25 protein-coding genes are annotated in these 26854 nt (G+C 64.2%); 6 read left to right on the forward strand and 19 right to left on the reverse strand.

What is annotated here, in order from left to right:
* The first annotated feature begins 7 nt into the window (after positions 1–7).
* A complete protein-coding gene (locus RAD04_RS09195) occupies positions 8–691 on the forward strand; it encodes a class I SAM-dependent methyltransferase (protein WP_461623502.1) in 684 nt (227 codons plus the stop codon).
* Between the two features lies 1 nt (position 692).
* On the opposite strand, the gene RAD04_RS09200 is transcribed toward RAD04_RS09195, so the two are convergent.
* The 11 genes from RAD04_RS09200 to tolQ all read right to left on the reverse strand — a co-directional run bounded on the left by RAD04_RS09200 (position 693) and on the right by tolQ (position 14718).
* Positions 693–2138 carry a hypothetical protein gene (locus RAD04_RS09200; RefSeq protein ID WP_461623503.1) on the reverse strand — a complete coding sequence of 482 codons (1446 nt, stop codon included), beginning with the start codon at positions 2136–2138 and terminating at the stop codon, positions 693–695.
* 170 nt (positions 2139–2308) lie between these two features.
* Entirely contained in the window at positions 2309–4234 is a 1926-nt protein-coding gene (gene ftsH, locus RAD04_RS09205; protein WP_018317780.1) for an ATP-dependent zinc metalloprotease FtsH, read from the reverse strand.
* A 264-nt stretch (positions 4235–4498) separates the two neighbouring features.
* Positions 4499–5557 carry a tRNA lysidine(34) synthetase TilS gene (gene tilS, locus RAD04_RS09210; RefSeq protein ID WP_461623504.1) on the reverse strand — a complete coding sequence of 353 codons (1059 nt, stop codon included), beginning with the start codon at positions 5555–5557 and terminating at the stop codon, positions 4499–4501.
* A gap of 76 nt (positions 5558–5633) precedes the next feature.
* Positions 5634–6659: a tol-pal system protein YbgF gene (gene ybgF / locus RAD04_RS09215; protein WP_461623505.1), complete on the reverse strand. Its 1026-nt coding sequence runs from the start codon at positions 6657–6659 to the stop codon at positions 5634–5636.
* Between the two features lie 204 nt (positions 6660–6863).
* Positions 6864–7352: a peptidoglycan-associated lipoprotein Pal gene (pal, locus tag RAD04_RS09220; RefSeq protein ID WP_461623506.1), complete on the reverse strand. Its 489-nt coding sequence runs from the start codon at positions 7350–7352 to the stop codon at positions 6864–6866.
* Positions 7353–7659: 307 nt separating this feature from the next.
* Complete coding sequence (locus RAD04_RS09225) at positions 7660–8385, reverse strand: N-acyl amino acid synthase FeeM domain-containing protein (protein ID WP_461616891.1); 726 nt, start codon at positions 8383–8385, stop codon at positions 7660–7662.
* 192 nt (positions 8386–8577) lie between these two features.
* On the reverse strand, positions 8578–10908 hold the full coding sequence (locus tag RAD04_RS09230) for a putative bifunctional diguanylate cyclase/phosphodiesterase (protein ID WP_461623507.1): 2331 nt from the start codon (positions 10906–10908) through the stop codon (positions 8578–8580).
* 252 nt (positions 10909–11160) lie between these two features.
* Complete coding sequence (gene tolB, locus RAD04_RS09235; RefSeq protein WP_461617066.1) at positions 11161–12504, reverse strand: Tol-Pal system beta propeller repeat protein TolB; 1344 nt, start codon at positions 12502–12504, stop codon at positions 11161–11163.
* 41 nt (positions 12505–12545) lie between these two features.
* A complete protein-coding gene (locus RAD04_RS09240) occupies positions 12546–13505 on the reverse strand; it encodes a hypothetical protein (protein WP_028140321.1) in 960 nt (319 codons plus the stop codon).
* 3 nt (positions 13506–13508) lie between these two features.
* Complete coding sequence (tolR, locus tag RAD04_RS09245; protein ID WP_018317772.1) at positions 13509–13958, reverse strand: protein TolR; 450 nt, start codon at positions 13956–13958, stop codon at positions 13509–13511.
* Positions 13959–14001: 43 nt separating this feature from the next.
* Positions 14002–14718, reverse strand: a complete 717-nt coding sequence (tolQ, locus tag RAD04_RS09250; RefSeq protein WP_018317771.1) for a protein TolQ — start codon at positions 14716–14718, stop codon at positions 14002–14004.
* A gap of 413 nt (positions 14719–15131) precedes the next feature.
* Between tolQ and RAD04_RS09255 the strand changes: the two genes are divergently transcribed.
* Positions 15132–15650, forward strand: coding sequence for a DUF2231 domain-containing protein (locus RAD04_RS09255; RefSeq protein ID WP_461623508.1), 519 nt, complete (start codon positions 15132–15134; stop codon positions 15648–15650).
* A gap of 89 nt (positions 15651–15739) precedes the next feature.
* Here RAD04_RS09255 and RAD04_RS09260 read toward each other — a convergent pair whose 3' ends face one another.
* The gene (locus tag RAD04_RS09260; protein ID WP_461623509.1) at positions 15740–16504 is read right to left on the reverse strand and encodes a serine O-acetyltransferase; all 765 of its coding nucleotides are present in this window, start codon (positions 16502–16504) and stop codon (positions 15740–15742) included.
* A 322-nt stretch (positions 16505–16826) separates the two neighbouring features.
* Here RAD04_RS09260 and RAD04_RS09265 point away from each other — a divergent pair, with 322 nt between their 5' ends.
* On the forward strand, positions 16827–17990 hold the full coding sequence (locus tag RAD04_RS09265; protein ID WP_461623510.1) for an acyl-CoA desaturase: 1164 nt from the start codon (positions 16827–16829) through the stop codon (positions 17988–17990).
* A gap of 90 nt (positions 17991–18080) precedes the next feature.
* Here the strand turns inward: RAD04_RS09265 and RAD04_RS09270 are convergent, their stop codons facing one another.
* The 7 genes from RAD04_RS09270 to RAD04_RS09300 form a co-directional block, all read right to left on the reverse strand.
* On the reverse strand, positions 18081–18782 hold the full coding sequence (locus tag RAD04_RS09270) for a peptidoglycan-binding domain-containing protein (protein ID WP_461623511.1): 702 nt from the start codon (positions 18780–18782) through the stop codon (positions 18081–18083).
* 107 nt (positions 18783–18889) lie between these two features.
* Positions 18890–19783 carry a peptidoglycan-binding protein gene (locus RAD04_RS09275; RefSeq protein WP_152102391.1) on the reverse strand — a complete coding sequence of 298 codons (894 nt, stop codon included), beginning with the start codon at positions 19781–19783 and terminating at the stop codon, positions 18890–18892.
* 402 nt (positions 19784–20185) lie between these two features.
* On the reverse strand, positions 20186–20677 hold the full coding sequence (locus tag RAD04_RS09280) for a DUF2852 domain-containing protein (RefSeq protein WP_028140327.1): 492 nt from the start codon (positions 20675–20677) through the stop codon (positions 20186–20188).
* A 121-nt stretch (positions 20678–20798) separates the two neighbouring features.
* Complete coding sequence (locus RAD04_RS09285) at positions 20799–21551, reverse strand: TetR/AcrR family transcriptional regulator (protein ID WP_461623512.1); 753 nt, start codon at positions 21549–21551, stop codon at positions 20799–20801.
* A gap of 129 nt (positions 21552–21680) precedes the next feature.
* The gene (locus RAD04_RS09290; protein WP_091956421.1) at positions 21681–22046 is read right to left on the reverse strand and encodes a YciI family protein; all 366 of its coding nucleotides are present in this window, start codon (positions 22044–22046) and stop codon (positions 21681–21683) included.
* A gap of 58 nt (positions 22047–22104) precedes the next feature.
* Entirely contained in the window at positions 22105–22509 is a 405-nt protein-coding gene (locus tag RAD04_RS09295; RefSeq protein WP_091956420.1) for a YciI family protein, read from the reverse strand.
* Positions 22510–22636: 127 nt separating this feature from the next.
* Positions 22637–23002, reverse strand: coding sequence for a nuclear transport factor 2 family protein (locus RAD04_RS09300; RefSeq protein ID WP_461623513.1), 366 nt, complete (start codon positions 23000–23002; stop codon positions 22637–22639).
* Between the two features lie 323 nt (positions 23003–23325).
* Here RAD04_RS09300 and RAD04_RS09305 point away from each other — a divergent pair, with 323 nt between their 5' ends.
* The 3 genes from RAD04_RS09305 to RAD04_RS09315 all read left to right on the forward strand — a co-directional run bounded on the left by RAD04_RS09305 (position 23326) and on the right by RAD04_RS09315 (position 26517).
* Positions 23326–24990, forward strand: coding sequence for a methyl-accepting chemotaxis protein (locus RAD04_RS09305; RefSeq protein ID WP_461623514.1), 1665 nt, complete (start codon positions 23326–23328; stop codon positions 24988–24990).
* Between the two features lie 172 nt (positions 24991–25162).
* Positions 25163–25951, forward strand: coding sequence for an SDR family NAD(P)-dependent oxidoreductase (locus RAD04_RS09310; RefSeq protein ID WP_461623515.1), 789 nt, complete (start codon positions 25163–25165; stop codon positions 25949–25951).
* A 128-nt stretch (positions 25952–26079) separates the two neighbouring features.
* Complete coding sequence (locus tag RAD04_RS09315) at positions 26080–26517, forward strand: hypothetical protein (RefSeq protein ID WP_461623516.1); 438 nt, start codon at positions 26080–26082, stop codon at positions 26515–26517.
* Positions 26518–26854: the final 337 nt, after the last annotated feature.

A 26854-nucleotide genomic window follows, 5' to 3' on the forward strand; every position in this document is an offset into this window, starting at 1 on the left:
CCGGCGCATGAGCGAGCTCTTCGACGGCTATCACGCCAACTACCGTGACGTTGTCCAATCCTCGATCGACTTCTCCGGCTTGCCGCATGATTTCTTCATGCGCGCGAAGGCCGATCTGCTGCGCAATCTGATCGCGCAGCGGCTGAACACCGAGAGGCCCGACATGCTGGATGTCGGCTGCGGCGTGGGCAGCCTTCATCCCCTGCTGCACGGCATGATCGGCCGCTTGAGCGGTATCGACGTTTCGTCGGCCAGCCTGGCGCAGGCCCGCGCGGCCAATAGCGGGGTCGACTACCGCGAGTTTGACGGCCGCAGTTTTCCCTTCGAGGACGCCAGCTTCGATCTCGTCACGGCCATCTGCGTGATGCACCATATCGTGCCGGCCGAATGGACGCATTTCATCACCGAGATGCGGCGGGTGGTACGCCCCGGGGGGCTCGTCTGCGTGATCGAGCACAATCCCTACAACCCGCTGACACGTCTTGCCGTTGCCCGCTGTGAGTTCGATCGGGACGCCATCCTGCTCAGTGCCGGCAAAGTCCGAAAGCTGATGGCCGCGGGCGGCTTGCGCGAGATCGGCGCGCGCCATTTCCTGCTGCTCCCCTGGGACAGCAAACCGGCGCGTCGCCTCGAAGATACCCTGAGCGGCGTGTCGCTCGGCGGCCAATACGCGGCCTTCGGTACCGTCTGACTTATCTTTGCGGCGTATCCCGCCGCTTGTGCACGACCGCCACGTCGTCACTGTAGACGCGTTGCCACTGCGGCAGCCGGTCGAGCATCGCGACCGCCGGTGTCCGCGGCGCGAGCAGCGTCGCGCCGATGTCGTATTCGTCGAGCAGCTTGAGAAAATCTGCGAGGTCGACCAGCGCCAGGGCACGATTGTAGCGATCGATGAACGGCCCGCCATACAGTTCGCCGCGACCATCGATGAAGGTGGGAATGCCGGCAAAGATCAAATAGCCGCCGAAGGAATAATCGTTGAGCACGCGCCCCGCCGTGGCGAGGTCGGCTTGCGCGACGGCAGCTTGAGGAGTGATGACGGGAGCCGGCCGTATGTCGCGCGCCAGCGCCGCCCCGCTCATCGCGATCAGAACACCGAACGCGGCCAGGTTCAGGCCGCGCGACGCGCCCTCCGCATCGTCCGTGATCCGCCCGCCGAATTTCCGACCCAAGGGGGCCGCCAGATAGAGCGGCGCCAGCATGGCCAGCAGATCCGCGTTGCGGACCTGCGCCAGTGCGAAATGGAGCAGGCCAATCACCACCAGGGCCCGCACGACGGGCAGCGTCACGCCGCGCGCGAGCGCAAAAATGCCAGCCAGCAGCAGCAACTCGAAGCCACCGACATGGCTGAAATCCTGCGGCCGCCATTCCCCGATCCAGGCGAGCGCAGAGCCGAGGCCGAGTGTCGTCAACGGCATCAGCAGCGGCTCGGGCCCGTGCGGCGTCAGACAGGACGCTGCGAGGGCAAGGGCCGAGAAAGGCAGCCACCGCAGCAGCAGGCGCGGCCATTCGCTTCGCTCCTCACGCAGCAGCGCCTCGAGCACGGCCGGACCGATCAGCCCGAGCGCGAGCACGACGCTGCCATGCAGATTGGTCCACAGCACCAGCAGCGGCAGCGCCCAGTATGGCGGAGGCCCGCCGCGATCCATGCAGCGCACCAGGGCCGCCGCCCAAATCACCATCACCGGCAGCACGAGCACATGTGGCCGCGCCAGCATATGCGGCGCCAGCAGGATGACCGCCGCGATCACCATGAGCAGCGTCAGGGCCGGCGAGAGCTCGCGCAGCAGGAAGAAGGTGAACAGGCCAAAGGCGAGCGCTATCGCCGCTGCTGCGACGACGACGACGCCGGGCCAGCCGGACAATGCGTAGGCTCCGGCGTAGACGATTTCCGAGAGCCATTCGAAGGTGATCCAGGGCGCGCCATGCTTCGAAAACGAAAAGGGATCGCTCTCCGGCAGGGTGCCATGCGCGATGATCCAACGCCCGACCTCGATATGAGAATAGCTGTCGGGATCACCGAGCAGCCACGGCCCAACGATCAGCAACAGGGCATAGACGCCGAGGCCCACTGCCCAAGGGAGCGCCGCACGTGCCGAAAACGGTTGAACCGCGCTGTGGACGACCTGGTCAGTCATGGCGGGCCAAAATAGGACGCAAGCGTTAAGTTCTTCTTTAGTGATTCCCGCGTTTGCCCCGGAGGCCGCGCGTTTCGCTCGCGCCGGGAACGCCCTGCATCCGCGAACCGCCAGCCAACAAAAAACGCGGCGTTTCCGCCGCGTTTTGCAATCTCACCTGCCGCTCGCGATTACGCCTGCGGCTGCGGCTCCAGGCCGGGATCCGCATCGGGCCGCGGGCGCGGCGACTTGCCGGCCGGGGGCACCGCGGAGGCGCGCGGCGTGCTCGGCTCGAGCACGGACTCGCGGTTCGGCTTCTTGCCCTTGAGCAGATCGACGATCTCGTCGCCGCTCAGCGTCTCGAACTCGAGCAGGCCCTTGGCGAGAGCTTCGAGATCGGCGCGCTTCTCGGTGAGAATACGCGTCGCTTCGTTATAGCCCTCTTCCACGAAACGCCGGATCTCGGTGTCGATCTTCTGGACCGTCGCCTCCGATGCGTTCTGGGTGCGCGACACCGACATGCCCAGGAAAACCTCGTCCTGGTTTTCGCCATAGGACACGGTGCCGAGCGCCTCGGACAGGCCCCAGCGCGTCACCATCATCCGGGCCAGGCGTGTCGCCTGCTCGATGTCGGAAGACGCACCCGAGGTCACCTTCTCGCGGCCGAAGATCAGCTCTTCGGCGACACGGCCGCCCATCATGATCGCGAGCCGCGAGGTCATCTGCTCCAGCGACATCGACAGCTTGTCGCGCTCGGGGAGCTGCATGACCATGCCGAGCGCACGGCCGCGCGGAATGATGGTCGCCTTATGGATCGGGTCGGTCGCGACGACGTTGAGACCGACGATGGCGTGGCCGCCCTCGTGATAGGCCGTCAGCAACTTCTCTTCCTCGGTCATGACGAGCGATTTGCGCTCGGCGCCCATCATCACCTTGTCTTTGGCCTCTTCGAATTCGGCCTGCGTCACCATCCGCTTGTTGCGGCGGGCGGCGGTCAAGGCGGCCTCGTTGACGAGGTTCATCAGGTCGGCGCCGGAGAAGCCCGGGGTGCCGCGCGCGATGGTCTTGAGGTTGATATCGGGGGCCAGCGGCACCTTGCGAACGTGAACCTTGAGGATCTGCTCGCGGCCGACGACGTCCGGATTGGGCACCACGACCTGGCGGTCGAAGCGGCCCGGACGCAGCAGCGCGGGATCGAGCACATCAGGGCGGTTGGTCGCGGCGATCAGGATCACGCCCTCGTTCGCCTCGAAGCCGTCCATCTCGACCAGCAGCTGGTTCAGCGTCTGCTCGCGCTCGTCATTGCCGCCGCCGAGGCCTGCGCCACGGTGACGACCGACCGCGTCGATTTCATCGATGAAGATGATGCAGGGCGCGTTCTTCTTGGCCTGCTCGAACATGTCGCGGACGCGGCTCGCGCCGACGCCGACGAACATCTCGACGAAGTCAGAACCGGAGATGGTGAAGAACGGCACGTTGGCTTCGCCCGCGACCGCACGCGCGATCAGGGTCTTACCGGTGCCGGGAGGGCCGACCAGCAGCACGCCGCGCGGAATGCGGCCGCCGAGGCGCTGGAATTTGCCGGGGTCGCGGAGGAATTCGACAATCTCCTGAAGGTCCTGCTTGGCCTCGTCGACGCCGGCGACGTCCTCGAAGGTGACGCGGCCATGCGCTTCGGTCAGCATCTTGGCGCGCGACTTGCCAAAGCCCATCGCCTTGCCGGCGCCGCCCTGCATCTGCCGCGACAGGAAGATCCACACGCCGATCAGGGCGATGAACGGCAGCCAGGAGACCAGCAGCGAGACGAACCACGGCACGTTGTCGCCCGGCGGCTTCGCGGTGATCTGGACCTTGCTGTCATAGAGGCGCTTCACCAGCGTCGGGTCGCTGGGCGCATAGGTCTGGAAGCTGGAGCCGTTGGTGAAGGTGCCGTGAATGTCCGGCCCCTGGATCACGACGTCGCGCACATTGCCGCGGTCAACCTCGCTCAGGAGCTGCGAGAAGGCGATGTCCTGCGAGGAGGCCCGCTGACCTGGATTCTGGAAGAGCGTGAACAACGCCAAAAGCAGCAAGACAATGATGACCCAGAGGGCGAAATTGCGCAGATTGGCGTTCATCGATCTTCCTTCGTGGTCGCGCGGATCGCGGCCTCATCCTTGGGCTCTACGAGGAAATCCCCAAGGAATCCTCATCGTTAGACGCATACAATTTAGGTGCCGCCTCGGTCGCTGCCAAGGGAACGAGATGGGACTATTTATCCCATCTTAGGGCGATTCCCGCTGAAATAATGGCGACCTGACGGTGGTTTTTCCTGCCTGGTTAAGGTGTCCTGACGGCACGGGGCCGAATTGGCCGGTGTCATGATCCGCCCTCGTCCGCGCCTATCCGCCCTTGCGCCGCCGGGGCGGCGCCGGTGCGATGTGGATACGCCCGCCGGCAAGGCTGATCAAGGCTCCCGCAAGGGTCTGCCTCAAGACCGGACGGCTATTTGCGCCTGCGCGAGGGCTTGCGGCGATGGCCTGATCGAGCACGGCCAGGAGGGATTCAACCTTGCCGAGTTCCGCCGGCCCTTCATGCCCGAGCGCGTTGATGGCCCGCAGCAGGAGCCGCAGCCGGACCTCCTCCGGCAGGCCGGCAAAGGTCGCGGCCTCGAAGCTTCGAACGCCCGCCTGCGGCGCATCGCCGCGATCCCGCAAACGGAGGAAGCGCTCGGCGCCGTCGGCCAGCAGCTCGACCGCCGCATTGGCCCGCGCCAGCCGGGCCGCGAGCCGCAGCAGCGTGCGGGCATCGCCACCCTCGGCCGCAAGGAGCGGCAGCAGCGCGCGCAGCCGCGGCCGGGTGAAGGCGGTGTCGCGGTTGGTGGGATCGTCGGCAAAGCCGACCCTGGCCCGCCTCAACGTCGCGATCAGCTGCGACTTCGGGACCTCGAGCAACGGACGCGCCAGCACGATCCCGTCGCGCTCGCTGAGGGAGGCCATTGCCGACAGCCCGGCAAGTCCGCTGCCGCGCAACAGGCGCATCAACAGGGTCTCGGCCTGGTCGTCGCGGGTGTGGGCGGTCAGCACATGGCTCGCGCCGACGGCACGCGCGGCCTGCGCGAGCAGGCGGTAGCGCGCCTCGCGCGCCGCCGCCGGCAATCCGGTCTTCGGCTTTGCGCCGCGCCAGCGCAGGGTCCGGTGCGGCAATCCGAGCTCAGTGGCGAGCCGCTTGACCTCGCGCGCCTCTCGCGCCGCCTCCCGCCGCAGGCCGTGATCGATCGTGACGACGGTGATAAGCGGGCCGCGCGCAAGACTGCGCTGCCAGCGCGCCGCAAGCCACATCAGCGCGACCGAGTCGGGCCCGCCCGACACGGCGAGCACCAGCGCCGGCGCGCTCTTCAGGCCGGCGAAGAGCCGCCTCGCCTCGCGTGTCGAGATCGGAGAATTGTCGTCGTCTGACATGACGCGGCCCTGACCGTCGCAGGCGGATGGTTACGATGTCTAGCGCAGCACCATCCGCATTGTCAGGACCCCGACGTCAGCACTTCACCCGTTTCTGCTCGCGGTCGACCGCGGCTTTGACGCCGGCGGAGGCGCGCGGATATTTGCGGCCGACCTCGCCGAAGGCCGCGCAGGCGGCCTCCTTCTCCTTCAGCGCGGCGAGCGATTGGCCGAGCCGCAGCAGCGCATCCGGGGCCTTGGCCGATTTTTCGTATTTGGTGGTGACGGCGAGGAAGGCTTCCGCGGAGTCCCGATATTGCTGGCGCTGGAAGTAGCTCTCGCCGAGCCAGTATTGCGCGTCCCCGAGCAGCGGGTCGCTCGGATATTTCTGCGTGAAGTTCTTCATGGTCTGCTCGGCGAGCGCGTAGTCCTTGCGCTGCATGTAGCCGATGCCGAGGTCGAACTCGTCGCGCGGCGTCGCCGAGGGCGGCAGGGTGGTCAGGCCGGCGCCGCCGGCCGGCGGATAGCCGGGCTGCGCGGCCGGGGGCGCGGCCTGCTGCTGATAACGGGGGCCAGTATTGGCGAGATCGAGCGGCTCGCCGGCGCCGCGGCCACCGGGTGCTCCCGATGGCATCGGCTGCGGGCCGCCGCCAAGCGCGCGCGGCGCACCCGGCGCGTTCGGGTTCTGGTTCGGATCGAAGGCATCGCCGCGGCGACGCGTGCCGGGGGCACCGGGCGCCGGCTGTTCCTGAACGATCGGCGCAGCAGCGGCGCCCTGCGGCTGCTCGTAATTCGGCTGCACGGCCTGCTGCTGAGGCTGCTGGCGATAGCCGGGCGCGACTTGACCTGGCCCCACCTGGGCGGGCGGCATCGCCGCGACGTTGGGCGCCTGTCCGGGCGCGCCTTGGGCGCCGCCCTCGAGCGCCCGCAGCCGCTCTTCGAGCTGGCGGTTGCGGTATTGCAGCTCTTCGTTCCGGCCGGTGAGCTGGCGCAGCTGGTTCTCCAGCCGCTCGATCCGCATCTCGGGGTCGGCATCATCCAACTGCGCAGTTGCGGGCGAGCACAAAGAGAGCAGCGCGACGGTTGCCACGGTGCCGGTAATTGCCTTGAATTTCGATGACATCTTGCCCTGACGACAAAAGCGACGTGGCACACGGCGGACCATTCGCCGCGCCACATAATGAGGAAGGGAGTACGCCAAAACCGTGACGTGAACCAAGGGGTTTTAGGTCACGGTTTGCTGAAACGAAACCGGCGCCCGAGAGGGCGCCGGCATAATCGGTTCTGGAAGATGAACGGCGCCTGACTGAGTGTCAGTATCTCGGCGTCAGGAGCTCGCGTTCAGCACGGTGACGGCGCGACGGTTCTGCGACCAGCAGGAGATGTCGTTACAGACGGCGACCGGCCGCTCCTTGCCGTAGGAGATCGTGCGCATGCGGTTCGGATCGATGCCGCGCGAGGCCAGGAACGAACGCACCGACTGGGCACGGCGCGCGCCGAGCGCGATGTTGTATTCGCGGGTGCCGCGCTCGTCGGCGTGGCCTTCGACGGTGAAGCTGTAGCGCGGATAGGTCTGCAGCCACTGCGCCTGCTTCTCCAGGGTCACGATCGCCTGCGGGGTCAGATCGGTCTGGTCGCTTTCGAAGAACACGCGGTCACCCACGTTGACGACGAAATCCTGCTGACTGCCAGGCGTTGCCGCATTGGCCATCGCATCCGTCGCAGCATTCTTGTTGGCGCAGGCGCCCATCGACAGCGCGACGGCGAGCATCGCGACCAGCTTCAATCCCTGGAGGATACGCATAGGATGTTTCATTCCGGAGCCTCCACGCTCACGTTAGTCCACTGCTGTCCGGTCTACAGGGGGTTGGTTAAGCGAACGTTCCGTCAACCTTGACGGAACCTTGCCTCAGCCGATCAAATGCCCCCAACCAGCGAAAAGCACCCGTCATGGTTAATGGGTTGTAAATGTGGCGCGAGGGTGAAGGCAAGCCGCGCCGGCCGGCAAATACGGCGGCTTTCGCCGGTATTTTGGGCCCAGGGCGTGATGCGTGCTGACGCGCGACGGGTAAAAGGCCGAGCTCAGGCTCAAACCTGGAGCGGCATCCACGCCACCGCCGACTTTAGGCGTGTGCGGCGTCCGCCACGAGCACCGGCCGCTGCGGCACCTGGCGCTGGCCGCCGCGCCCGAACAGCATCCGCCGCTCGAAGGCGGTCGACCGCATGATCGGATATCGCTCGAACACCTTCTTGCGGAAGGTCGGGAAGTCAGCGGCCATCAGTCCGAACGGCTTGGTGAGGCCGGGAACCAGGCGGGGCTCGGCGATCGTCTCGTGCAGGAACACTCGCCGGTAGAAGGCCTGATGCTCGGGACGCACGATGGCGAGGCCGAGATCGGCATTGAAATGCTCGCAGGCCATGTAAGCGAGACGCGTCGTCAGATAGGGCAATTCCGGAACCCGCTTGACCTGGTCGGGATCGGCGACGAAGCGGGTCGGGTCGATCATGACCTCGCCGCGATCGAGCCGCGGCAACAGGATGTCGGGGAAGACATCGGCCGAGGTGGACTCGCGCCATTCCGAACTCAGCACGCTGATGCGCACCGAGCTGCAGAGCTCACCATGAAGATAGACGCCGAAGGTCCACGCGTTCGGCAGCTCGTCGTAGCGGTCGGTCACCCGCGCATCGGCCGAGGGCTTGACCGCGCCCTCCCGCAGATAGGCGCGGTAGCGGAGATTGTAGATCTCCTCCTTCTCCGCGACGGTTTCCGCAAGATGATAATCGACGTCGGTCAGAAGCTCCGCTCCCCGTCCAACAGCCGAAATGACAGATCTGGCTGAGGACTGCATTCCAACTCCTTACCCACACTCACGTCGCGACATTCAAAGGCAATTCCCCGCAAGACAACTTGCGCGCGCGCCATGATTTATTAACACCTTCTTAACAAGTATGCAAAGCAATCGAAGGGTTAGGGTTAACCTCCGTAGCACTACGGTACCGCTGCAACAGCCTGAAATGTTGGGACGTTTCGAGAAACGGACTTAAGCGAAGGAGCGCGAGCTGGCGACGTGGAGCTGGCCTTCTCCGCGCCGTCCGTGCGAGGCATTGAGCAGCTGGCGCATCCGCACGGCGGGCACCGGACGGCTGAACAGATAGCCTTGCGCCTCGGAGACGGTGCCGTCGGCGCTGATCAGATCGAGCTGCTCGTTGGTCTCGATGCCCTCGACCACGACGGCCATGCCGAGATCGGCGGACAGCCGCGCCACGCCGCGCAGCAGCGTCAGCGGGCGGTCGGTGTCGATGCCTTCGAGGAAGGAGCGGTCGATCTTCACCTTCTGCATCGGGAAATTGTGCAGATAGCTGAGGCTGGAATAGCCGGTGCCGAAATCGTCGAGCGAGATGCGCACGCCGAGCGCATGCAATTGCGACAGGATGTCGTGGGTCAGCTGGGTGTTGCGCAGCAGCGAGGACTCGGTGATCTCGATCTCCAGCCGATGCGCCGGCAGGCCCGACACCTCCAGCGCGTAGCGGATTTCGCTCAGCACGTCGCGCTGGTGGAATTGCTGGGGCGAGAAGTTGACGGCGACGCTGACGCCCTCCGGCCACTTCATGCATTCCATGCAGGCGCGGCGCAGGATCCAGCGGCCGAGATCGACGATCAGGCCCATGTCCTCGGCGACCGGGATGATGTCGATCGGCGAGACCGTGCCGCGCACCGGATGATTCCAGCGCAGCAGCGCCTCGCAGGTGGTGATCTTGCCGGACTTCAGATTGACCAGCGGCTGATAGAACAGCTCGAATTCCTCGTTGGCGAGCGCCTTGCGCAGGTCGAGCTCGAGGATGCGGCGGGCCTCAACGGTCGCCGCCATCTCGTCGCGGAAGAAGCAGAAGGTGCCGCGGCCGTCGGCCTTGGCGCGGTACAGCGCCATGTCGGCGTTCTTGAGCAGCGTATCGGCACTGGCATCGCCCGGCGAGGTCAGTGCGATGCCAACGCTGGCGCCGATCTCGACCAAATGATTGTCGATGCGGTAGCGCTCGCTCAGCCGCTCGACGATGCGGCGGGCCAGCGCGGCGGCGTCCTCGGGCGAGGAGATGTTCTGCTGGAACACGACGAATTCGTCGCCGCCGAAGCGGGCGACGAAATCTTCGGGGCGCAGCATCTCGCGCAGGCGGTTGGCGACGGCGCACAGCAGCTGGTCACCGCAGGGATGACCGAGCGTGTCGTTGACCTGCTTGAACTGGTCGAGGTCGACGAAGAGCAGCGCGGAGAGCCGCTCGGCATGATGCGAATTCTTCAGCAGCCGCTCGATCTCGTCGTGGAAGCTGACCCGGTTGGGCAACGCCGTGAGCTCGTCATAACGGGCGAGATGGCTGATGCGGGCTTCCGCATTGGTGCGTTCGGTGATGTCTTCCAGCAGCAGCACCGTGCCGCCGCCGGTCATCGGCTGGAACGTCCAGGCCAGGGTGCGGCCGCGCGAGGGATCCGGATCGGCGGTGACGATCTCGCAGATCCGCGCATGCTCGATCTCGGCCAGGATGTGGTTGCCGCTCTCCGTCGAGATCGACCCGGCGGAAACGCAGGCCGCCGCGATATCGGCGGCCGTGGCGCCGCGCTTGACGAGGTCCTCGGGCAAGCCCATCAGCTCGCCGAAACGGTGGTTCATGACCGCAAGGCGGCCGTCGGCGCGGAACATGCACAGGCCGTGCGGCATGTTGTTGAGCGCGGTGTCGAACTGGCTCGCCAGCGCGGATTCGCGGAAGCTCGAGGTCAGCGCCTTGACGAAGATCGCATGCAGACTGAGGTTGATGTTCTTGAGCCCGATGAAGAAGAACACCAGCAGGATGGCAAGACCGATGTGGTAGAAGCCGCCGTGCAGCAGCAAGGCGAGCGACATCGGACCGCAGGCCAGTGCGACGTGCCACTGGATCACCCGGGGCTGCCCGTAATTGCGGGCGGCGCCGCCCGCGGTGTAGCCGATGCCGATCGCGACACAGAGCATGTCGGCGACCGGATCGTTGTTGTTGTAGATGACGACGAAGGCCCACACGCCGAGCACCGCCGCATAACTCAGCGCGCCGATCCAGTAACGCGGCTCCAGGTGCTTGGCCTCTTCGAATGACAGCACCTGGGTGCGGTTTTCATATCCGCGCATCTGGAACGCGCGCGCGGTGCCGATAGCGATCAGCAGAAACGCGAGCGGCCACAGCCAGACATCGCCCGTCTTCAACGCAGTCATCACCGCGGCCACGGCCGCGGAGGCCGAGCCGAAGAAGATCGCCCAGAAATTCTGCACCATGGAGTTGATGAGAGCGGCGTAGAGTATCGGCTCCAGCTCGTCTCGATCACTCTGCTTCTGGTCGGCCAGTTGCATTGGCTTGTTACGCGTCCTGTTTGGCGCGTAGTCTTACCCAGCCCAGATGAAGTCTTTCTGAGGGAACATCGTTAAAGTCGAGTTGTTTTTCGGTATCAGCGAACCGATTTCCGCTTAAATATCAAGCAACTAGGCAAGCCTTGCCGGGCACAAGGTGAAGGAAGGCTTGCTTTGCGCAGAAAAGTCGAAAAAATCGGCACGTTTTTCGACAACATCGCGGGTCTGAACGCGCGATGTTTTAGCGCTCTCTTGTCAGCCCGCCGTGGAGGATAGCAGCGGCGACCATGCCGGGTCGGAGGCGAAGCCGGGCGTCGGCACCTTGAGCTCGTTGCGGCCGGAGATGTCGACGCTGTACAGCGACGGCCCGCCATTGCCGCCGGGATCGCGGAAGAACATCAGCACGCGGCCATTCGGCGAGAAGGTCGGGCCTTCATTGTGGAAGCCGGAGGTGAGCAGCCGCTCGCCGGAGCCATCAGGCTTCATGACGCCGATCGAGAACTGCCCGCCGCCCTGCCTGGTGAAGGCGATGTAATCGCCCTTCGGCGACCACACCGGGGTCGAATAGCTGGCGTTGGTATCGTCCTTGGAGAAGGAGATCCGCTGCGCCTGTCCTCCGCCCGCGGCCATCACATAGATCTGCGACCTGCCGCCACGATCGGACTCGAAGCAGATGCGGGTGCCGTCCGGCGAGTAAGACGGAGACGTGTCGATCGCCGGCGTGTCGGTAAGGCGCGTGGTCGAGCGCGAGCGCAGATCCATCACGAACAAGTTGGAATTTCCGCCCTGCTGCAGGCTCATGATGACGCGTTGGCCGTCCGGCGAGAACCGCGGCGCAAAGGTCATGCCCGGGAAGTTGCCGACGATCTCGCGCTGGCCGGTCTCGATGTTGAACAGATAGACCTTCGGATCGCCCTGGCCGAACTCCATATAGGTGATCTCTTGCGAGTTCGGCGAGAAGCGCGGCGTCAGCACGAGATCGGAGCCGCGGGTCAGGTAGCGCACATTGGCGCCGTCCTGGTCCATCATCGCGAGCCGCTTGACGCGGCGCTCCTTCGGGCCGCTTTCGTCCACGAACACCACGCGGCTGTCGAAATAGCCCTTCTCGCCGGTCATCCGCTCGTAGATCTGGTCGGAGATGATGTGGGCAATGCGGCGCCAATATTCCGGCGAGGTGAAATATTGCTGCCCGGCAAGCTGCTGGCCGGAGACCACGTCCCACAACCGGAATTCGGCCTTCAGCCGTCCGTCTGACTGCCGCGTCATGCGGCCAGTGACGAGGGCCTGCGCGTTGATGGTCTTCCAGTTCTGGAACTGCGGAGCGACGTCGATGTTGCTGATGCGCTCGATGAAGGCGGCCTGATCGATCGGCGCGAACAGGCCCGAGCGTTTCAGATTGTTGGTGATGACTTGCGTGACGCCGTTGCCGACGTCACCGTCGGACGGCGAGCCCGGCACGAAGCCGGTGATCGCGATCGGAATCGGCTGAAACTCAGTCGGGTCGATACGAATTCGCGGCTGGGCCTGCGCGAAGGCTTGTCCGCCCCCGAGCATCGCGAGCGTCGATCCGGTCAGGGTCATGAAGCGGCGGCGGTTCATCGATCGGACGTCATTCATTGCAAAATTCTTTTGTTCGGATGTCACAACATATCTTTCAGGCCGAAAGTCATCGGAATGAGCTTCCAGCTCTCGTACTGCTGCTTCGGCATGAACGCGTAGACCTGACACTGCACGATGGCGCGCCTGGCGCTCTCCGCCACCGCCTGGGCGATCGACCGCGACGGCCCCCTCACCGCGACCACGATGGGTTCGGACGCCAGCGATCCGTCGATCTTCATGGGAATGTCGATGTCGGCTTCGTACTGGTCGGCGTCCTGCCCGTTATAGGTCGGCGTGAAGCAGCGCTTGACCGCGGCCTGGAACGCACCGCGCCAGGTCGCAATGTTGTTGGCGGCAGTGCCGGTCGCCGATCCCAGCGAGGCCGACGCGTTCAGCGCCGTTCCCGTGAGCTCGTGCCGGGTCGCGGCACGCTTGTCGAGGTCGCGCTGGATCTGCGCGGGATCGAAGCTGCGCTCCTTGGGCTTGGGCTGCTGCTGCGGCTGCACCGCCGCAACCTTCTGCTCCACGGGCTTGGGCGGCGGCTTCTTGGTCTCGAGCTTCTTCTGCAGCTCGGCGATCGGATCTTCCTTGGCCGGATCAGGCTTCTTTTCCTGCGGCTTCGGCTCTTCCTTCGGCTTCGCCTCGGCGACAGGCTTCGGCGGCTCGGGCTTCTTCTCCACCGGCTTCTCGACCGGCTTCGGCGGCGGCTCTGGCTGCGAATTGGTCTTGATCAGCTCTTTCTTCTCCGTGACCTTGCCGACGGCGTCTTCCTCCGGCTTGGGCTCGGCGATCTTCTCGACCTTGGGCTTGGGCTCTTCCTTCTTGCCGGTCTTCTGCCCGGCCATCATCTTCGCGAGCTGATCGGTCGAGATGATGTCGATCGGGAGTGACTCTTCCGGCGCGACGTAGGCCTTGCTGCTAAAGGTGACCAGCCCCCATCCCAGCACGAGGACATGCAGGGCAATCGACGCAACGAGTGTCTTGTCGACCTTCACCTTCACGGCCTACCCCTGATCCGCTTCCGTGACGAGGGCGAGCTTCTTGAATCCGGCACCGGACAACTGGCCCATCACCCTGGCCACCGTGCCGTAATCCGCCTTCTTGTCGGCGCGCAGATAGATGCGTTCCTCGAGCCCGCCGCGCGCGTCGGTGATCGCCTTCAGCTTGGGCACCAGCTCGTTGATCGCGATCTCTGCGTCGTTGATGAACACCTTGCCCTTGATGTCGATCGACATCTGGATCGGCTTCTGGTCGTTGTTTTCGAGGCTCTTGGCCTGGGTCTGCGGCAGGTCGAGCGGCACGCCGACCGTCAGCATCGGCGCCGACACCATGAAAATGATGAGCAGCACCAGCATCACGTCGACCATCGGCGTGACATTGATCTCGGCCACGACGGGCTTGCGCCGGCCACGGCGCCCGCCGCCTCCGGACGAACTCGCAACGTTCATCGCCATGATCGCGTGCCCAAATTGCCCTTCACACTATACATGCCGCCCGTCAGCCCCGCTCGTCGATCTGACGCGACAGGATGGCGGAAAATTCATCAGCGAAGCCCTCGAGCCGCTGGGCCTGCCGGTTCACCTCGGAAGTGAACTTATTGTAGAAAATAGTGGCAGGAATGGCGGCGATAAGGCCGACCGCGGTCGCAAACAGCGCCTCCGCGATGCCCGGAGCCACCACCGCCAGAGAGGTATTTTTCGACGCCGCGATCGACTGGAAGCTCGACATGATGCCCCAGACGGTGCCGAACAGGCCGACGAAGGGGCCGGCGGAGCCGACGGTCGCAAGCACCAGCAGGCGGCGTTCAAGCCGCTCGACCTCGCGGGCGATCGAGACGTTCATGACCTTGTCGATGCGCATCTGAAGGCCGGCGACCGAGCGGGCCTGGTTCTCGAACGAGCGCTTCCACTCGCGCATCGCCGCCACGAAACAGGCCGCCATCGAATGCGTCGGCTTGGCTGAGAGGGTGCGATAGAGTTCCTCGATCGATTCGCCGGACCAGAACGCCTGCTCGAAACGGTCCATCGAGCGGCGGGTACGGGCAAACAGGAAGATCTTGTCGATGGCGATCGCCCAGACCCAGACCGAGCAGGACAAAAGTCCCAGCATCACTGCTTTCACGATCCAGTGAGCCTGCCAGAACAGCGCGATCAGCGACACGTCCGCGGAAGCGGCAACCGGAAGGGCTGACTGAGCCACGTCGGCCGGATTCATAAGCAGTATCCTCTCAAGGCGATCGTTACCCGATGTGCCGGCCAGCAAATGGCTGCCGGTTCCCCAATGGCCGCGCTAGAACCGGCGCGGCCGGCAAGCCCGCTCAAAGCCTTGTCTTTCTGGGTGCAGGGGCTCGTCCAAAGCCGGCCGTCTGCATTCCCTGCCAAGATGTCAAAACTATGGGCCTTTGGCCCCGGGCCTTGACGGGCCCCGACTTCGGGCTTTGGGCGCGACTGTCCGCCCTTACCAGAGCCCGGCGTTGGTTAATGCGAGGTTACCGCAGGCGAATTTGGCTGCGGGAAAGGTAGGCGGCGCAGGCAGTTGGATCGGCTTGTGTCCCGGACACCTGGTCCGGAGGAACCACCCCTCGCCCGAAAAATTGTCCCAAAAATCACTTTCCGCGAGGTGTTGCCATGTCCATCAACCCCAAGACGACCGCCGCGATCGGCGATCACCCGCTGCACCCCATGCTCATCCCGTTCCCGGTCGCATGCCTGGTCGGCGCGCCCATCGCCGATCTGGCCTTCATCGGAACCGGCGACAATTTCTGGGCCAGAGCCGCGATGTGGCTGATCGGGGCTGGCATCGTCATGGCGCTCGTCGCGGCCGTGGCCGGCTTTACGGACTTCTTCAGCGAGCCCCGCATCCGCCGCCTCAACGATGCCTGGTACCACATGGTCGGCAATCTCGCGGCGGTCGTGCTGGCCTTGATCAATTTCTACCTGCGCTACGCGCAAGGCGCCGAGGCTGCGATCAAGCCGTGGGGCGTGGTGCTCTCCCTGATCGTGGTCGGCATCCTCCTGTTCACGGGATGGAAGGGCTGGGAGATGGTCTATCGTCATCACGTCGCGGTGCTGGATGCGCCGGGCCAGACCAGCTCGGAACCGGTCACGCCCCAGCATGGCGGCGAGAGCCATCGTCGCGCCGCCTGAGGCAACGGGATATCGCCGGGGGCAGACCTCGGCGGCCGTGCCTTCGCTGCTAATCAGGTCGCGTCCGCATCTCATGACGTGACGGCGCCTCAGGCCGCGGAAGCGGGTTCGGGACAATTGGTCAATCGCGCAGGATTTCCGACCGCGGTGCAGCCGCCGGGAACATCGAAAGTCACGACCGTCCCGGCGCCGATCTTGGCGAAATCGCCGATCTCGATGTCGCCGAGGATGGTCGCGCCGGCGCCGATGAAGACGCCGCGGCCGATACGCGGCGAGCGTGTCGGCATCTCGCTGCTGCGGCCGATGCTGACATTCTGGAGGATGGTGACGTCGTCGCCGATCACCACATTGGCGCCGATCACGATGCCGGTGGCGTGGTCGAGATACACGGACGAGCCGATGCTGGCTGCCGGGTGAATGCTGACCTGCAGGAGGTTTGACGCCTCGTTCTGAAACAGCAGCGCCGCATCGCGATGGTCATGACGCCAGAGCCAGTTCGAGACGCGCCAGGCTTGGAGCGCGACATAGCCCTTGAATTGCAGCAGCGGCGCCAACAGGCCGGTAATGGCAGGATCGCTCTGCACGATCGCCCGCAGATCGCGGCCGGCCGCTTCGATCAATTCCGGCGCGCCACGAAAGGCGTCGATAGAAAAGGCCGTGAAGCGTGCCTGCCCGGCGGCGTTGCCGCCAAGCCTGCGCCCGATCAGATCGGCCAGAGCCGCGGCAAAATGATCATGCGCCAGCACCGCATCGGCAAGCGACTTGCCGAAGACGGGATCGGATGCGCAGGCGCGCTGCGCCTCCTCGCGTATGTTCTGCCAGAGGCGATCGTTCGTCGCGGTAGCAGCTGCCATCAAGGCCGCCTCCGGTGCTTTGGTGCTTCCTTCACGTGTCGAATATAGGCCGAGGACAACCCGCGCGCCACGCGGCGGCCGCCATGACTACCTGAGCACCATGCCGCAGCTCCCCGTGAGGCTACGAGCTTGCATGCCAGCCATCCGCGACCATATAGTCAGTCGAATTTTCGGCTGATGCTGCTTTGGCCGGGATGAACACGCAAAGCAGCTCGCTCGAGCCCCGCGGTGGTCCGCCATCCGCGGGTTTTTCGTACCCGGCAGCCCTCGGTGCTGCCGATGCGAATTCCGGATCCCCCGTTACCTGAGGTCACGCTGAAACATGTTGCCCAACGCGCCCGCCGACGACCACCACGACGACGTCATGTACCCCTCCGCAATACCGTTCGTGCTGGTCCATCTCGGCTGCTTTGCGGCGATCTGGTCAGGCGTCACGTGGCAGGCCGTCGCGATCTGTGGGGCGCTGTATGTCGTGCGCATGTTTGCGATCGGCGCCGGCTACCACCGCTATTTCTCGCATCGGGCTTTCGCGACCGGCCGCGTGTTTCAGTTCATCCTGGCCTTCCTCGCGCAAAGCACCGCGCAGAAGAGCGTGTTGTGGTGGGCGGCCAAGCATCGGCATCATCATCTGCATTCCGACACCGAACTGGACGTGCATTCGCCGCGTCAGCGCGGTTTCCTGTACAGCCATCTCGGCTGGATCTTTTACCGGGAGCACGACGGCACTGATCTCGTGAAAGTCGGCGATCTCACGGTCTTTCCCGAGCTGATGTGGCTGCATCGGCTGGAGCTGCTGCCGGCCTTTGTGCTTGCGGCGCTCTGCTTCCTGGCGGCGGGGTGGTCGGGTCTGATCGTCGGCTTCCTGTGGAGCACGGTGCTGGTCTATCACGCGACCTTCTGCATCAACTCGCTGGCCCATGTGCACGGACGCAAGCGCTACGTGACGGGCGATGATTCCCGCAACAACTGGCTGCTGGCGCTGCTCACTATGGGCGAGGGCTGGCACAACAATCACCACGCCTATCAGAGCAGCGTGCGGCAGGGTTTTCGCTGGTGGGAGATCGACGTCACCTATTACGTGCTGAAGGTGTTGTCCTGGTTCGGAATCGTCTGGAACATGAAGGCGCCGCCCGAACAGGTGCTGCGCAACGAGCAGCCGCTCGGCGCCCGCGTCATCAATCGGGCCGCCCGCGAGCTTGCCGGGCGGTTCGACGCGCCGAAGCTCGCACATGCGATCTCTTCGGCGCTGCACCGCGCCGACCCGACCCAGCTGCAGCTGCCGACGCTGCACGACATCCTCAATCGCGCGCATGACGGCGTCGACGCGCTGACGCACCTGCATCTGCCGAAGATACCGACCCGCGAGGAGTTTCTCGCTGAGGCCAAGGCGATGTTCGCACGAACGCGATCGCTCAACGAGATCGTGGATCACGCCTACGAACACTTCCTGGCTTCGGTTCACGCGCAGCTCGCCACCGCGCGCTGAAGCTGGCGATCATGCGATGCAGCCCGGCGCCAGTCATGGCGCCGGGACGCTTCCGTCGCGCGCGCGGCAGGTGAAAGAATCCGCCGATCCCTAGAGTTCGATCTTCAACCGTTTTGCGGTCTGCGGTCCTACCTGTCCGTCGACAATGAGTCCTTTGGTCGCCTGAAACGCTGCGACCGCCGCCACCGTCAGGTCATTATATTCACCGTCGATCGGCCCCGGATTGAATCCCAGCTCTTTCAAAGCGCGTTGAATGTCCCGAATGACGGACGCCTTCATGTTCGGCTGCCCAAGCGCATACAGCAGGCTCGGCTCAGCCAGGTCGAGTGCTCCACCCGCCGCCCCATACGTAAAGTTCGGCAGCAGGACGCCGGTATCCCAATTCCGGCCCGACACCTTGCCGCGACGAACGCCATAGGCGGTGCCCATCGCCTCCACGGTGCCGCCCTCGCCGTCACAAACGACGATGTGCCCCATCATGCCCGGTCCGGGCGGGTAGCGGAGAAGAATTCCTCCCACCGTTGAAGCTGCCTGCCGCCACGGCACGCGCTTTCCAAGTTTTTGTGAATCGCTCTTCCAGGCGCCCGTATAGGCCTCGACCGTCGCAGGATTGCCGTTGTCGTCGACGCATCCGTACAGGAATCCACCGACCTGCCACACCAACCAGGACATGAACTCCGCGCAGTCCCATGGACCGTGCCAGTTCTTGTTGTTCTTGGGAACGCAGACATTGACGTATTTCTCGCCGATACGGGACTCGGCCAGCTTCAGCATCTTTTCGCCGTCGGTCATGCTCAATTCCTTCTGTGTAATGAAACTTGCTAAAATTCGGCCCTCAATAATCGAGACATCTATTCGCGAAGCTCCGGCGAACTTCGCGCGTCAAAGGCGGCACGCTCTCAGGGGCGCTCTGAAGCCGTGCGGGAATTCAGGCGGAGATTCAACGCCGCCTGCGTCACCACGCCTGCATTTCCATCGACCGGGATCTTGGCGTGGTTTTGAAACCACTCGACCGCCTGCGCGGTGGCGGGACCATATCGTCCATCCACGACAAGCGCCGGCTCAGCCCCGAGATCGTTCAGGGCCTCCTGAAGCTCGCGCGTTTCATCCGACGTGGTTGCGGCTTTCCAGGCCACCTGGTTCGCGCCGCTCTTGCCTATTGCGCTCCACACGACCTCGAAGAGCTCCGTGCGACCGCTCAGGCCGTTGTAGCCACCGTTGATGAGCCGCGTGATTGTGCGGATATCGTTCCGATCCGCATACGCGTTCAGGCCTCCCTCATTCCATTCGTGCAGCGCGGGAAGCAGAGCCGCTTCGGGTGAGACAATCAGATCCGGGTTATTGTAGAAGTCCACGCCGGCGAGCTTGCCCATGCGCAGGTAGTTGGCGCCGCCCGTCGTCTGCAACAGGCCGCCGCCGCGATATTTGTATCCGTCTCCTTGCTTGGTATTGCCGAGCTCCTTCGCCTTCTTCGGATTACCCAGTCCATAGACGCGCTCGGCCAAGGCACGATCATTGTTGAGATATTGATCGACCTCGTCGGGCCGGATGGCCGCGCTATGATGGCCGATGCCGAAAATCTCGAGAAGTCGCGCCGTGGTTTTGTATTTGAGGCTCTCGAACAGAACCGTACCGCGGCCGGTTTCATATAGCGCCTGAGCGAGGAAGTGCGCGATGCGAAGCGGAGTGTTGATCTTGAAGCGGTCGAAGATTTCGTCGCCGTCTTCAAAAGCCTTGAGGTAATTGGGATAGCAGCGAGGGGCTACTTTCCGAACGATCGTTACGATCCGCACGAAAATACTCCCTAATATTCAGCCAAATATCATCGATTGAAAAACGTCCCCAAGATTATGCACAACACCCTTTGGTTGCAAGAGGAGATTCGATTTTCCGGACAGGCCACATCGCCGCAATCTGGCGGCATTCGCAGCAACGTCCGGTCTAGTGATTATCAGTTGCTACGTCGATAAATTGCAACCTGCACCTCGCGACAGGGCTAGGCGCGGCACGACGAGCAATGCGAGCAACGATGGCGGCCGAAGCCGGCCGATGCCTGCTCTCGCGCACGCGAGAGAATCGAAGCAGATCCCAAAAACCAAACCGCCCGCCTGCGGGTTGCGCAGACGGGCGGCTCGGGGCCATCAGGACTTTGGGGGCATGGGCCTGAAGGCTTTGAGAGGTGTCAGCCTTGAAGGTCAGCCCTGCTGCTGGTCGGTCGGCGGCGGGGTCGGACGCGTCTTGTGCTGCGCCATGAACTGGTCGAACTCTTCCTTGTCCTTGGCGTGACGCAGACGGTCGAGGAAGTTCTTGAACTCGACCTGCTCCTCCTCGAGCCGCTGCAGCGTTTCAGAGCGGTACTCGTCGAAGGCGCGGTTGCCGGAGGACGGGGGGCCGAAGCCAAAGCCGAAGCCGCGGCGCTCCATGCGGCCGCGCATGCGGTCCATCTTGTACTGCATCTTTTCCATCTTGTTCTGCCAGCGATCTTGGTGGCTCCAGCACGACATTCTTCTGCTCCCGAGTGTGAAAAAGAGAAGGGCAAGTCCGATCGGCCACCAGATGATGAAGCCGAGGATGGTCACGGCGATCCAGCCGGGATGCCAGGGCGTATCGAGCATGCGGGGACGTTCGTACTGTTGATATTGGTCCGAAGGGCCGCGCCAGCGATTAACGTCAGCGGTGTAGGCCATTTCCCATCTCCATCACGGCACCAGCGCCGTTGTGAATGTAAATAACATTTACATAGCTAGACCATCCCGCGATTTTGTCAAGCTGGCCGCCAGACACGCCCGCGTGATTATCTGCGTAATTTTATTTCGGCTTGCCCCAAGGACCACTTGGAGTGCCGCCGGGCGGCACGCCTGAACCGGAGGACGCCTCCGGCGGCACCGGCGGCGGCTCGGCGCCCTTGCCTGCAGGACGGCGGTCGGTCGGGAAGCCGAGACCGCGCAGATAGATCAGCACCTCGGCCTCGAGCAGTTCGTCCGGCGACATCGGCAGTTTTCGTCGCGCGGCGTCGCCACGGGAGAAGAGCGAGGCCACGCCGTGCGCCATCGACCAGATGTGCAGCGCCATCATCATCGCCGGCGGCCGCGGCGTACCCGGCGGCGTCAGCGCCGCGAGCCGCTCGGCTGCAGCGCGAATGATGTTGAAGGCGCGTTCGCTGGCGGCCTGAAGTGCGGGATTGGCATCGACCGGCACGCCCGATTCGAACATCGCGTTGTAGAACGCGGGCTCCTCACGGGCGAAGGCGAGATAGGCTTTGCCGACGCGCTCGAACGCGGTGACCGTGTCGGGACGCCCGTCGTCCCAGGCCGCGGTCAGGCGCTGCTCGAACTGCTCGAAGCCGCGCTGGGCAATCGAGGACAACAGCTCGTCACGGTCCCGGAAATGCCGATAAGGCGCCGCTGCGCTGACGCCGGCCATGCGTGCGGCATCGGCGAAGGTGAAGCCGGCCGCGCCCTTCTCGGCGATCAGCCCGAGAGCGGCCTGCAACAGGGCTTCCTTCAGATTTCCGTGGTGATAGCCGCGCTCGGCGCGGCGCTGCTCCTTGCGCCAGCTCATGTGAACGATCTTTACATGAGCCGGCGAGGAAGGTCACTAGCAGGAATCGGGCGTGATTAACCCCGTACTTTCACGGTCGATGCCGGGCCGGAGCGACGGCATCGCACCCGGAATTGGCCTCGTCCGCAGCTACATCTGCGGTATCGGCAGCACGGGCATGACCTCGATCGCCTCGCCCGGGAAGATCGCAAAATGCGGATGGTTCTCGAACAGTTTTGCAGCTTCCTCCTGTGAGGCGGCCCGTACCACCGTGAAGCCGGTCAGCGCATTGCTGATCTCGGCAATGCCGCGTCCGTCGATCCGGCGGGTCTTGCCGAGCGGGCCGCCCATCTCGACGATGACGTCCTTGTGCTTCTCGACCCAGCCGTGCCAGGCGGCCATGCCCTCGCGCTCTTTTGCCTTCCGTTCCGCCTCCGGCATCGCATGCCAGGCCTTCATCTTTTCGCCGCTCATGCTGCCGAGATAGACGGCGAGGAATTTATGTTCGGTGCTCATCGGTTCTCTCCTTGCTGATTGAATGATGACAGACGCGATTTCATCGCGATCGCTGTGGCTACCTCTTCAGGTCGCCGAAACCGGCCGCGGCCTCCTGCACGTCGGGCGGAAAGTCGCTCATCTCCTGGACTTGCCGGATCTCGATGATCTCATTGGCCGAAGCCGGACACTTCTTCGCCCAGGCAATCGCCTCGGCGCGCGAGGCGACCTCGATCATCCAATAGCCGCCAAGGACTTCCTTGGCTTCGGTGAATGGGCCGTCGGTCACGACAGGCTCGCCGGTCGCAAACGAAACCCGCGCGCCCATCGACGGCGGATGCAGGCCATCGAGCGTAATCAGCACGCCCGCGTCCTTCAGCGCCTCGTTGTAGCGCATCATCGCCGCGACGCGCTCGGGATCGAGCTGGACGTCCGGCGGCGCGGCCTCGTAGCCGAGCGGGATCATCAACATCATGAATCGCATGGGTCCGTATCCTGGCTTCTGCGGTGGTTCCGGGATGCGCCGTGAGGCGCAGGCCCGCTCGCCTTCAAGACGAACGAACCCTCACGGAACCGACACGCCCGCGGAAATAATCTGGAGGGGCCCGGCCCTAGCGCGGCTGGGGCAGGAAACGACCGTCCTGGCGGGCTGCTCCGAAATAGACCTCGATCCGGCGAACCTTGCCCCCGGCCAGGGTGAAGAACTCGGTGTTACGGAAGCTCCTGCCGTCCGTTGCCTGGCAGCGATAGGTGACGAAGGCCTCGTCGCCACGGACGAAGATGCGCTCGATCTCGTGACGCGCGATCCAGCCGGTATCCTTCCAGCAGCGTTCGAAATAGGTCGGCTTGTCGAGTTCGTCGTCGAACGGGCTGGTGAAACGGAAATCGTCGGCGAGCGCATCGCTCACTTGTTGCCGGTCGTTGGCGAGGTAGGCGGCGAACAGGCTCCGAATCATGCGCTCATTGTCGTCAGGCATCGATCGTCTCCGTGGCGGCATCCCGATGAAAGACGGTTCGCGATTGTCCAAGCCGACAACGAACAGACCCGGCCTGCGGCAACACGCCGCGAAAATGATGCCTGCGCAGTTCCGTAAAAATACCGCCCGTCTATGAACGGCTCCGTGCACATGAAGCCAGAACGCTCGCAAGTTGAAATAGATGATCCACGCAAGCGAGAACGCCGAACCCGTCACGGTTTTCGTCAAAGTTTACAGATGCTCAAGAAGAGCATGCAACTTTTTGTCTCAGAGGGGCACGACGACCATGCTCCCGATTATCACCAGAATATTGCGGGGCTCACGTGTTCAATTTCCAAAGCAAGAAAGTCAGGCACGCCATCGCGGAGGTCGAAGCGCTCGATCGCTCGCAGGCCGTGATCGAATTCGATCTCGACGGCACCATCCTCGATGCCAATGAGAACCTGCTCAAGATGAGCGGCTACACGCTTGCCGAGATCAAGGGGAAGCACCACAGCATCTTCGTCAGCCCGGCCGAGCGCGAGAGCGCTCGCTACCGCGATTTTTGGGCCAGTCTGAACCGCGGGGAGTTCCAGACCACGCAATACCGGCGCTACGGCAAGAACGGCAAGGAGGTCTGGGTCCACGCCTCCTACGCGCCGCTGCGCGACGAGAGCGGCAAGGTGGTCAGCTTCATCAAGTTCGCCACCGACATCACGGCCTACAAGATGAGGGCCATGGAGGAGGCCGGCAAGCTCGCCGCGATCGGCCGTGCGCAGGCCGTGATCGAGTTCAACATGGACGGCACCATCGTCACCGCCAATGAGAACTTCCTCAATGCGATGGGCTACTCGCTCGACGAGATCAAGGGCAAGCACCACAGCATGTTCGTGACGCCGGAGGATCGCGCGAGCTCGGCCTATTCCGATTTCTGGGCGCGGCTGAACCGCGGCCAGTTCGAGGCGGCCGAATACAAGCGGCTCGGCAAGGGGGCTAAGGAAATCTGGATCCTCGCGACCTACAACCCGATCCTCGACGAGATGGGCAGGCCGCTCAAGGTGGTGAAGTTCGCCACCGACGTCACCGCGCAGAAGATGAAGGCGGCCGACAATGACGGCCAGCTCGCCGCGATCCAGAAGTCGCAGGCGGTGATCGAGTTCAACATGGACGGCACGATCCGCACCGCCAACGAGAATTTCCTGAAGGCGATGGGCTATGCGCTGGCCGAGATCAAGGGCCAGCACCATTCCATGTTCGTCGAGCCGAACGAGAAGAATTCGGCCGCCTACCGCCAGTTCTGGGAAGCGCTCAATCGCGGCGAATACCAGGCCGCCGAATACAAGCGCATCGCCAAGGGGGGCCGCGAGATCTGGATCCAGGCGTCCTACAACCCGATCTTCGATCTCAACGGCAAGCCGTACAAGGTGGTGAAATACGCCACCGACATCACCGCGCAGGCGATCGGCCGCAAGAAGGCCGACAACGCGCGCGGGATGATCGAGGCGGTCGCCGCCGGCAGCGAGCAGATGAGCGCATCGATCCGCGAAATCTCCGAGACCATGACGAAGTCGCGCGAGACGTCCAAGGTCGCGACCACAAGGGTCGAGTCCGCCGACGGCCAGGCCCAGAAGCTGACGGCCGCCGCACAGGCCATGAGCGGCATCGTCGAGATGATCTCGGGCATCACCAGCCAGATCAATCTGCTCGCGCTCAACGCCACGATTGAATCGGCCCGCGCCGGCGAAGCGGGACGCGGCTTTGCGGTGGTCGCGTCCGAGGTGAAGAACCTCGCGAGCCAGGCCAAGCAGGCGACCGACACGATCACGTCCGAAATCGACGCGCTGAACACCATCTCCGGCGACGTCGCGAACTCCCTGACCGCGATCAAGGCCGCGATCGCAGGCGTCAACGAGTTCATCGCCTCCACCGCAGCCGCGGTCGAGGAGCAGAGCATCGTGACCGCGGACATGTCGGCCAACATGCAGCGTGCCTCGGCGGAGCTGGCGTAAGGACGACTTCCCCGCCATGTTCGTCATCCTTCGAGGCGGCCGCCTCAGGTGACGGATTTGGCATTTTTCCAGCTGCACGCAGCCCTCGCCTGCCCCTTCCTCGTCAGCACAAAAGCGCAGTAAAAGGAGCCTGCACTCCTGCGCCCATATGCTACTCGAGGACAAATCTCCCATGCCGCAAGCCCCGCAAAAAATCGCTGTCGTCACCGGAGCCGCCCGCGGCATCGGGCTTGCGACCGCGAAGAAGTTCCTGGCCGAGGGTTGGCGCGTGGCGCTGCTCGATATCGAGGGCGAGTTGCTCGGCCGCGCCGTCACGGAGATCGGTCAGGACGAGGCGACGCTGGCGCTGACCTGCGACGTCTCGGACGCCGCCGCGGTGAGCGATGCAATGGAGGCGGTCGAGCGCCGGTTCGGCCGACTGGATGCACTGGTCAACAATGCCGGCATCGCGGTGTTCGCGCCGCTGATGGAGACGTCCGAGACCGATTGGCGCCGCGTGCTCGAGGTCAATCTCACCGGCCCGTTCCTCTGCACCAAGGCCGCGGTTCCCTTGATGCGCGAGGGCCATGGCGGCGCCATCGTCAACATCACCTCGATCTCGGCGGTGCGCGCCTCGACGCTGCGCTCGGCCTACGGCACCAGCAAGGCCGGACTCGCACACCTGACCAAGCAGCTCGCTGTCGAACTCGCCTCCCTCAACATCCGCGTCAACGCAGTCGCGCCGGGACCGGTCGACACCGCGATGGCGAAGCAGGTGCACACCAAGGAGATCCGCGCCGACTATCACGACGCCATTCCGCTCAACCGCTACGGCCTGGAGGAGGAGCTTGCGGAAGCGATCTACTTCCTGTGCTCGGCAAATGCGAGCTACATCACCGGCCAAATTTTGGCCGTGGATGGCGGCTTCGATGCTGCAGGTATCGGCCTGCCCACGCTGCGCGGCCAGCGCCGCAACGGGTAGGTCCAGAAATTGTAGCGTGGGCAAAGGCGCGCAAGCGCTGTGCCCGCCACATCTCCGGAATTTGCGGTTCCAATGGTGGGCCCGCTACGCTTTGCCCACCCTTCGGAATCGAGTTTGTGGAGTGGTTCATGCGACGCATCTCTTTGCTCAACGCCCTGATGCTAGCATTCGCGATGCTCGCCACCGCGCCCGCGTCCGCTGAAATCCGCATCATCCAGTCTCCGGGCGGACAGGTGGGGCCGTTCCTCGATTTGTTCGAGAAGGTGCGCGAGAGCGGCGAGCGCGTGGTGATCGATGGTCCCTGCCTGTCTGCCTGCACCCTGGTGCTGAGCATCGTGCCGGGCGAGCGCATCTGCGTCACCAAGCGCGCCGTGCTCGGCTTCCATGCGGCACGTTCGGTCGACCGGCGCGGGCGCTTTTATGCCGAGCCGGAAGCATCGGTCGCGGTGCTTGCCGCCTATCCCGGCCCAGTGCGCGACTGGATCAGCCGCCGTGGCGGCCTCACCTCGCGGCTGCTCTTGCTCAAGGGGCGCGATCTCGCCGCGATCTATCCGCGCTGCCGCTGACGAATGTGGCAGCCGCCACGCATGTGACGTGAATGAGTTCTGTGAACCGCGTTGCGTCACATCAAAGGCATTTGGCTTGGCCGGCCCGAGGCCACACGGCAGGTTCCCTGTGCTCGCACCCAATGTGCGCACCGGCGTCTCCACGCCATCACGCTTTGGCTGCCGTCAGTAAAGAGTCTGGATCACCGGCCCCAGCTTCATGCTGACGCAGATAAGCATCCCCCACAGGGCAAAATTGATCTGTAGCGCCGCCGCCATCGGTCGCTCCCCTTCCAAGTGACGTCCACCCCAGCTTTTTAGATTTTGTGAGTCACCAATAGCGATTCTGACGTGCAGA

This window comes from Bradyrhizobium sp. 25ACV (assembly GCF_054863005.1).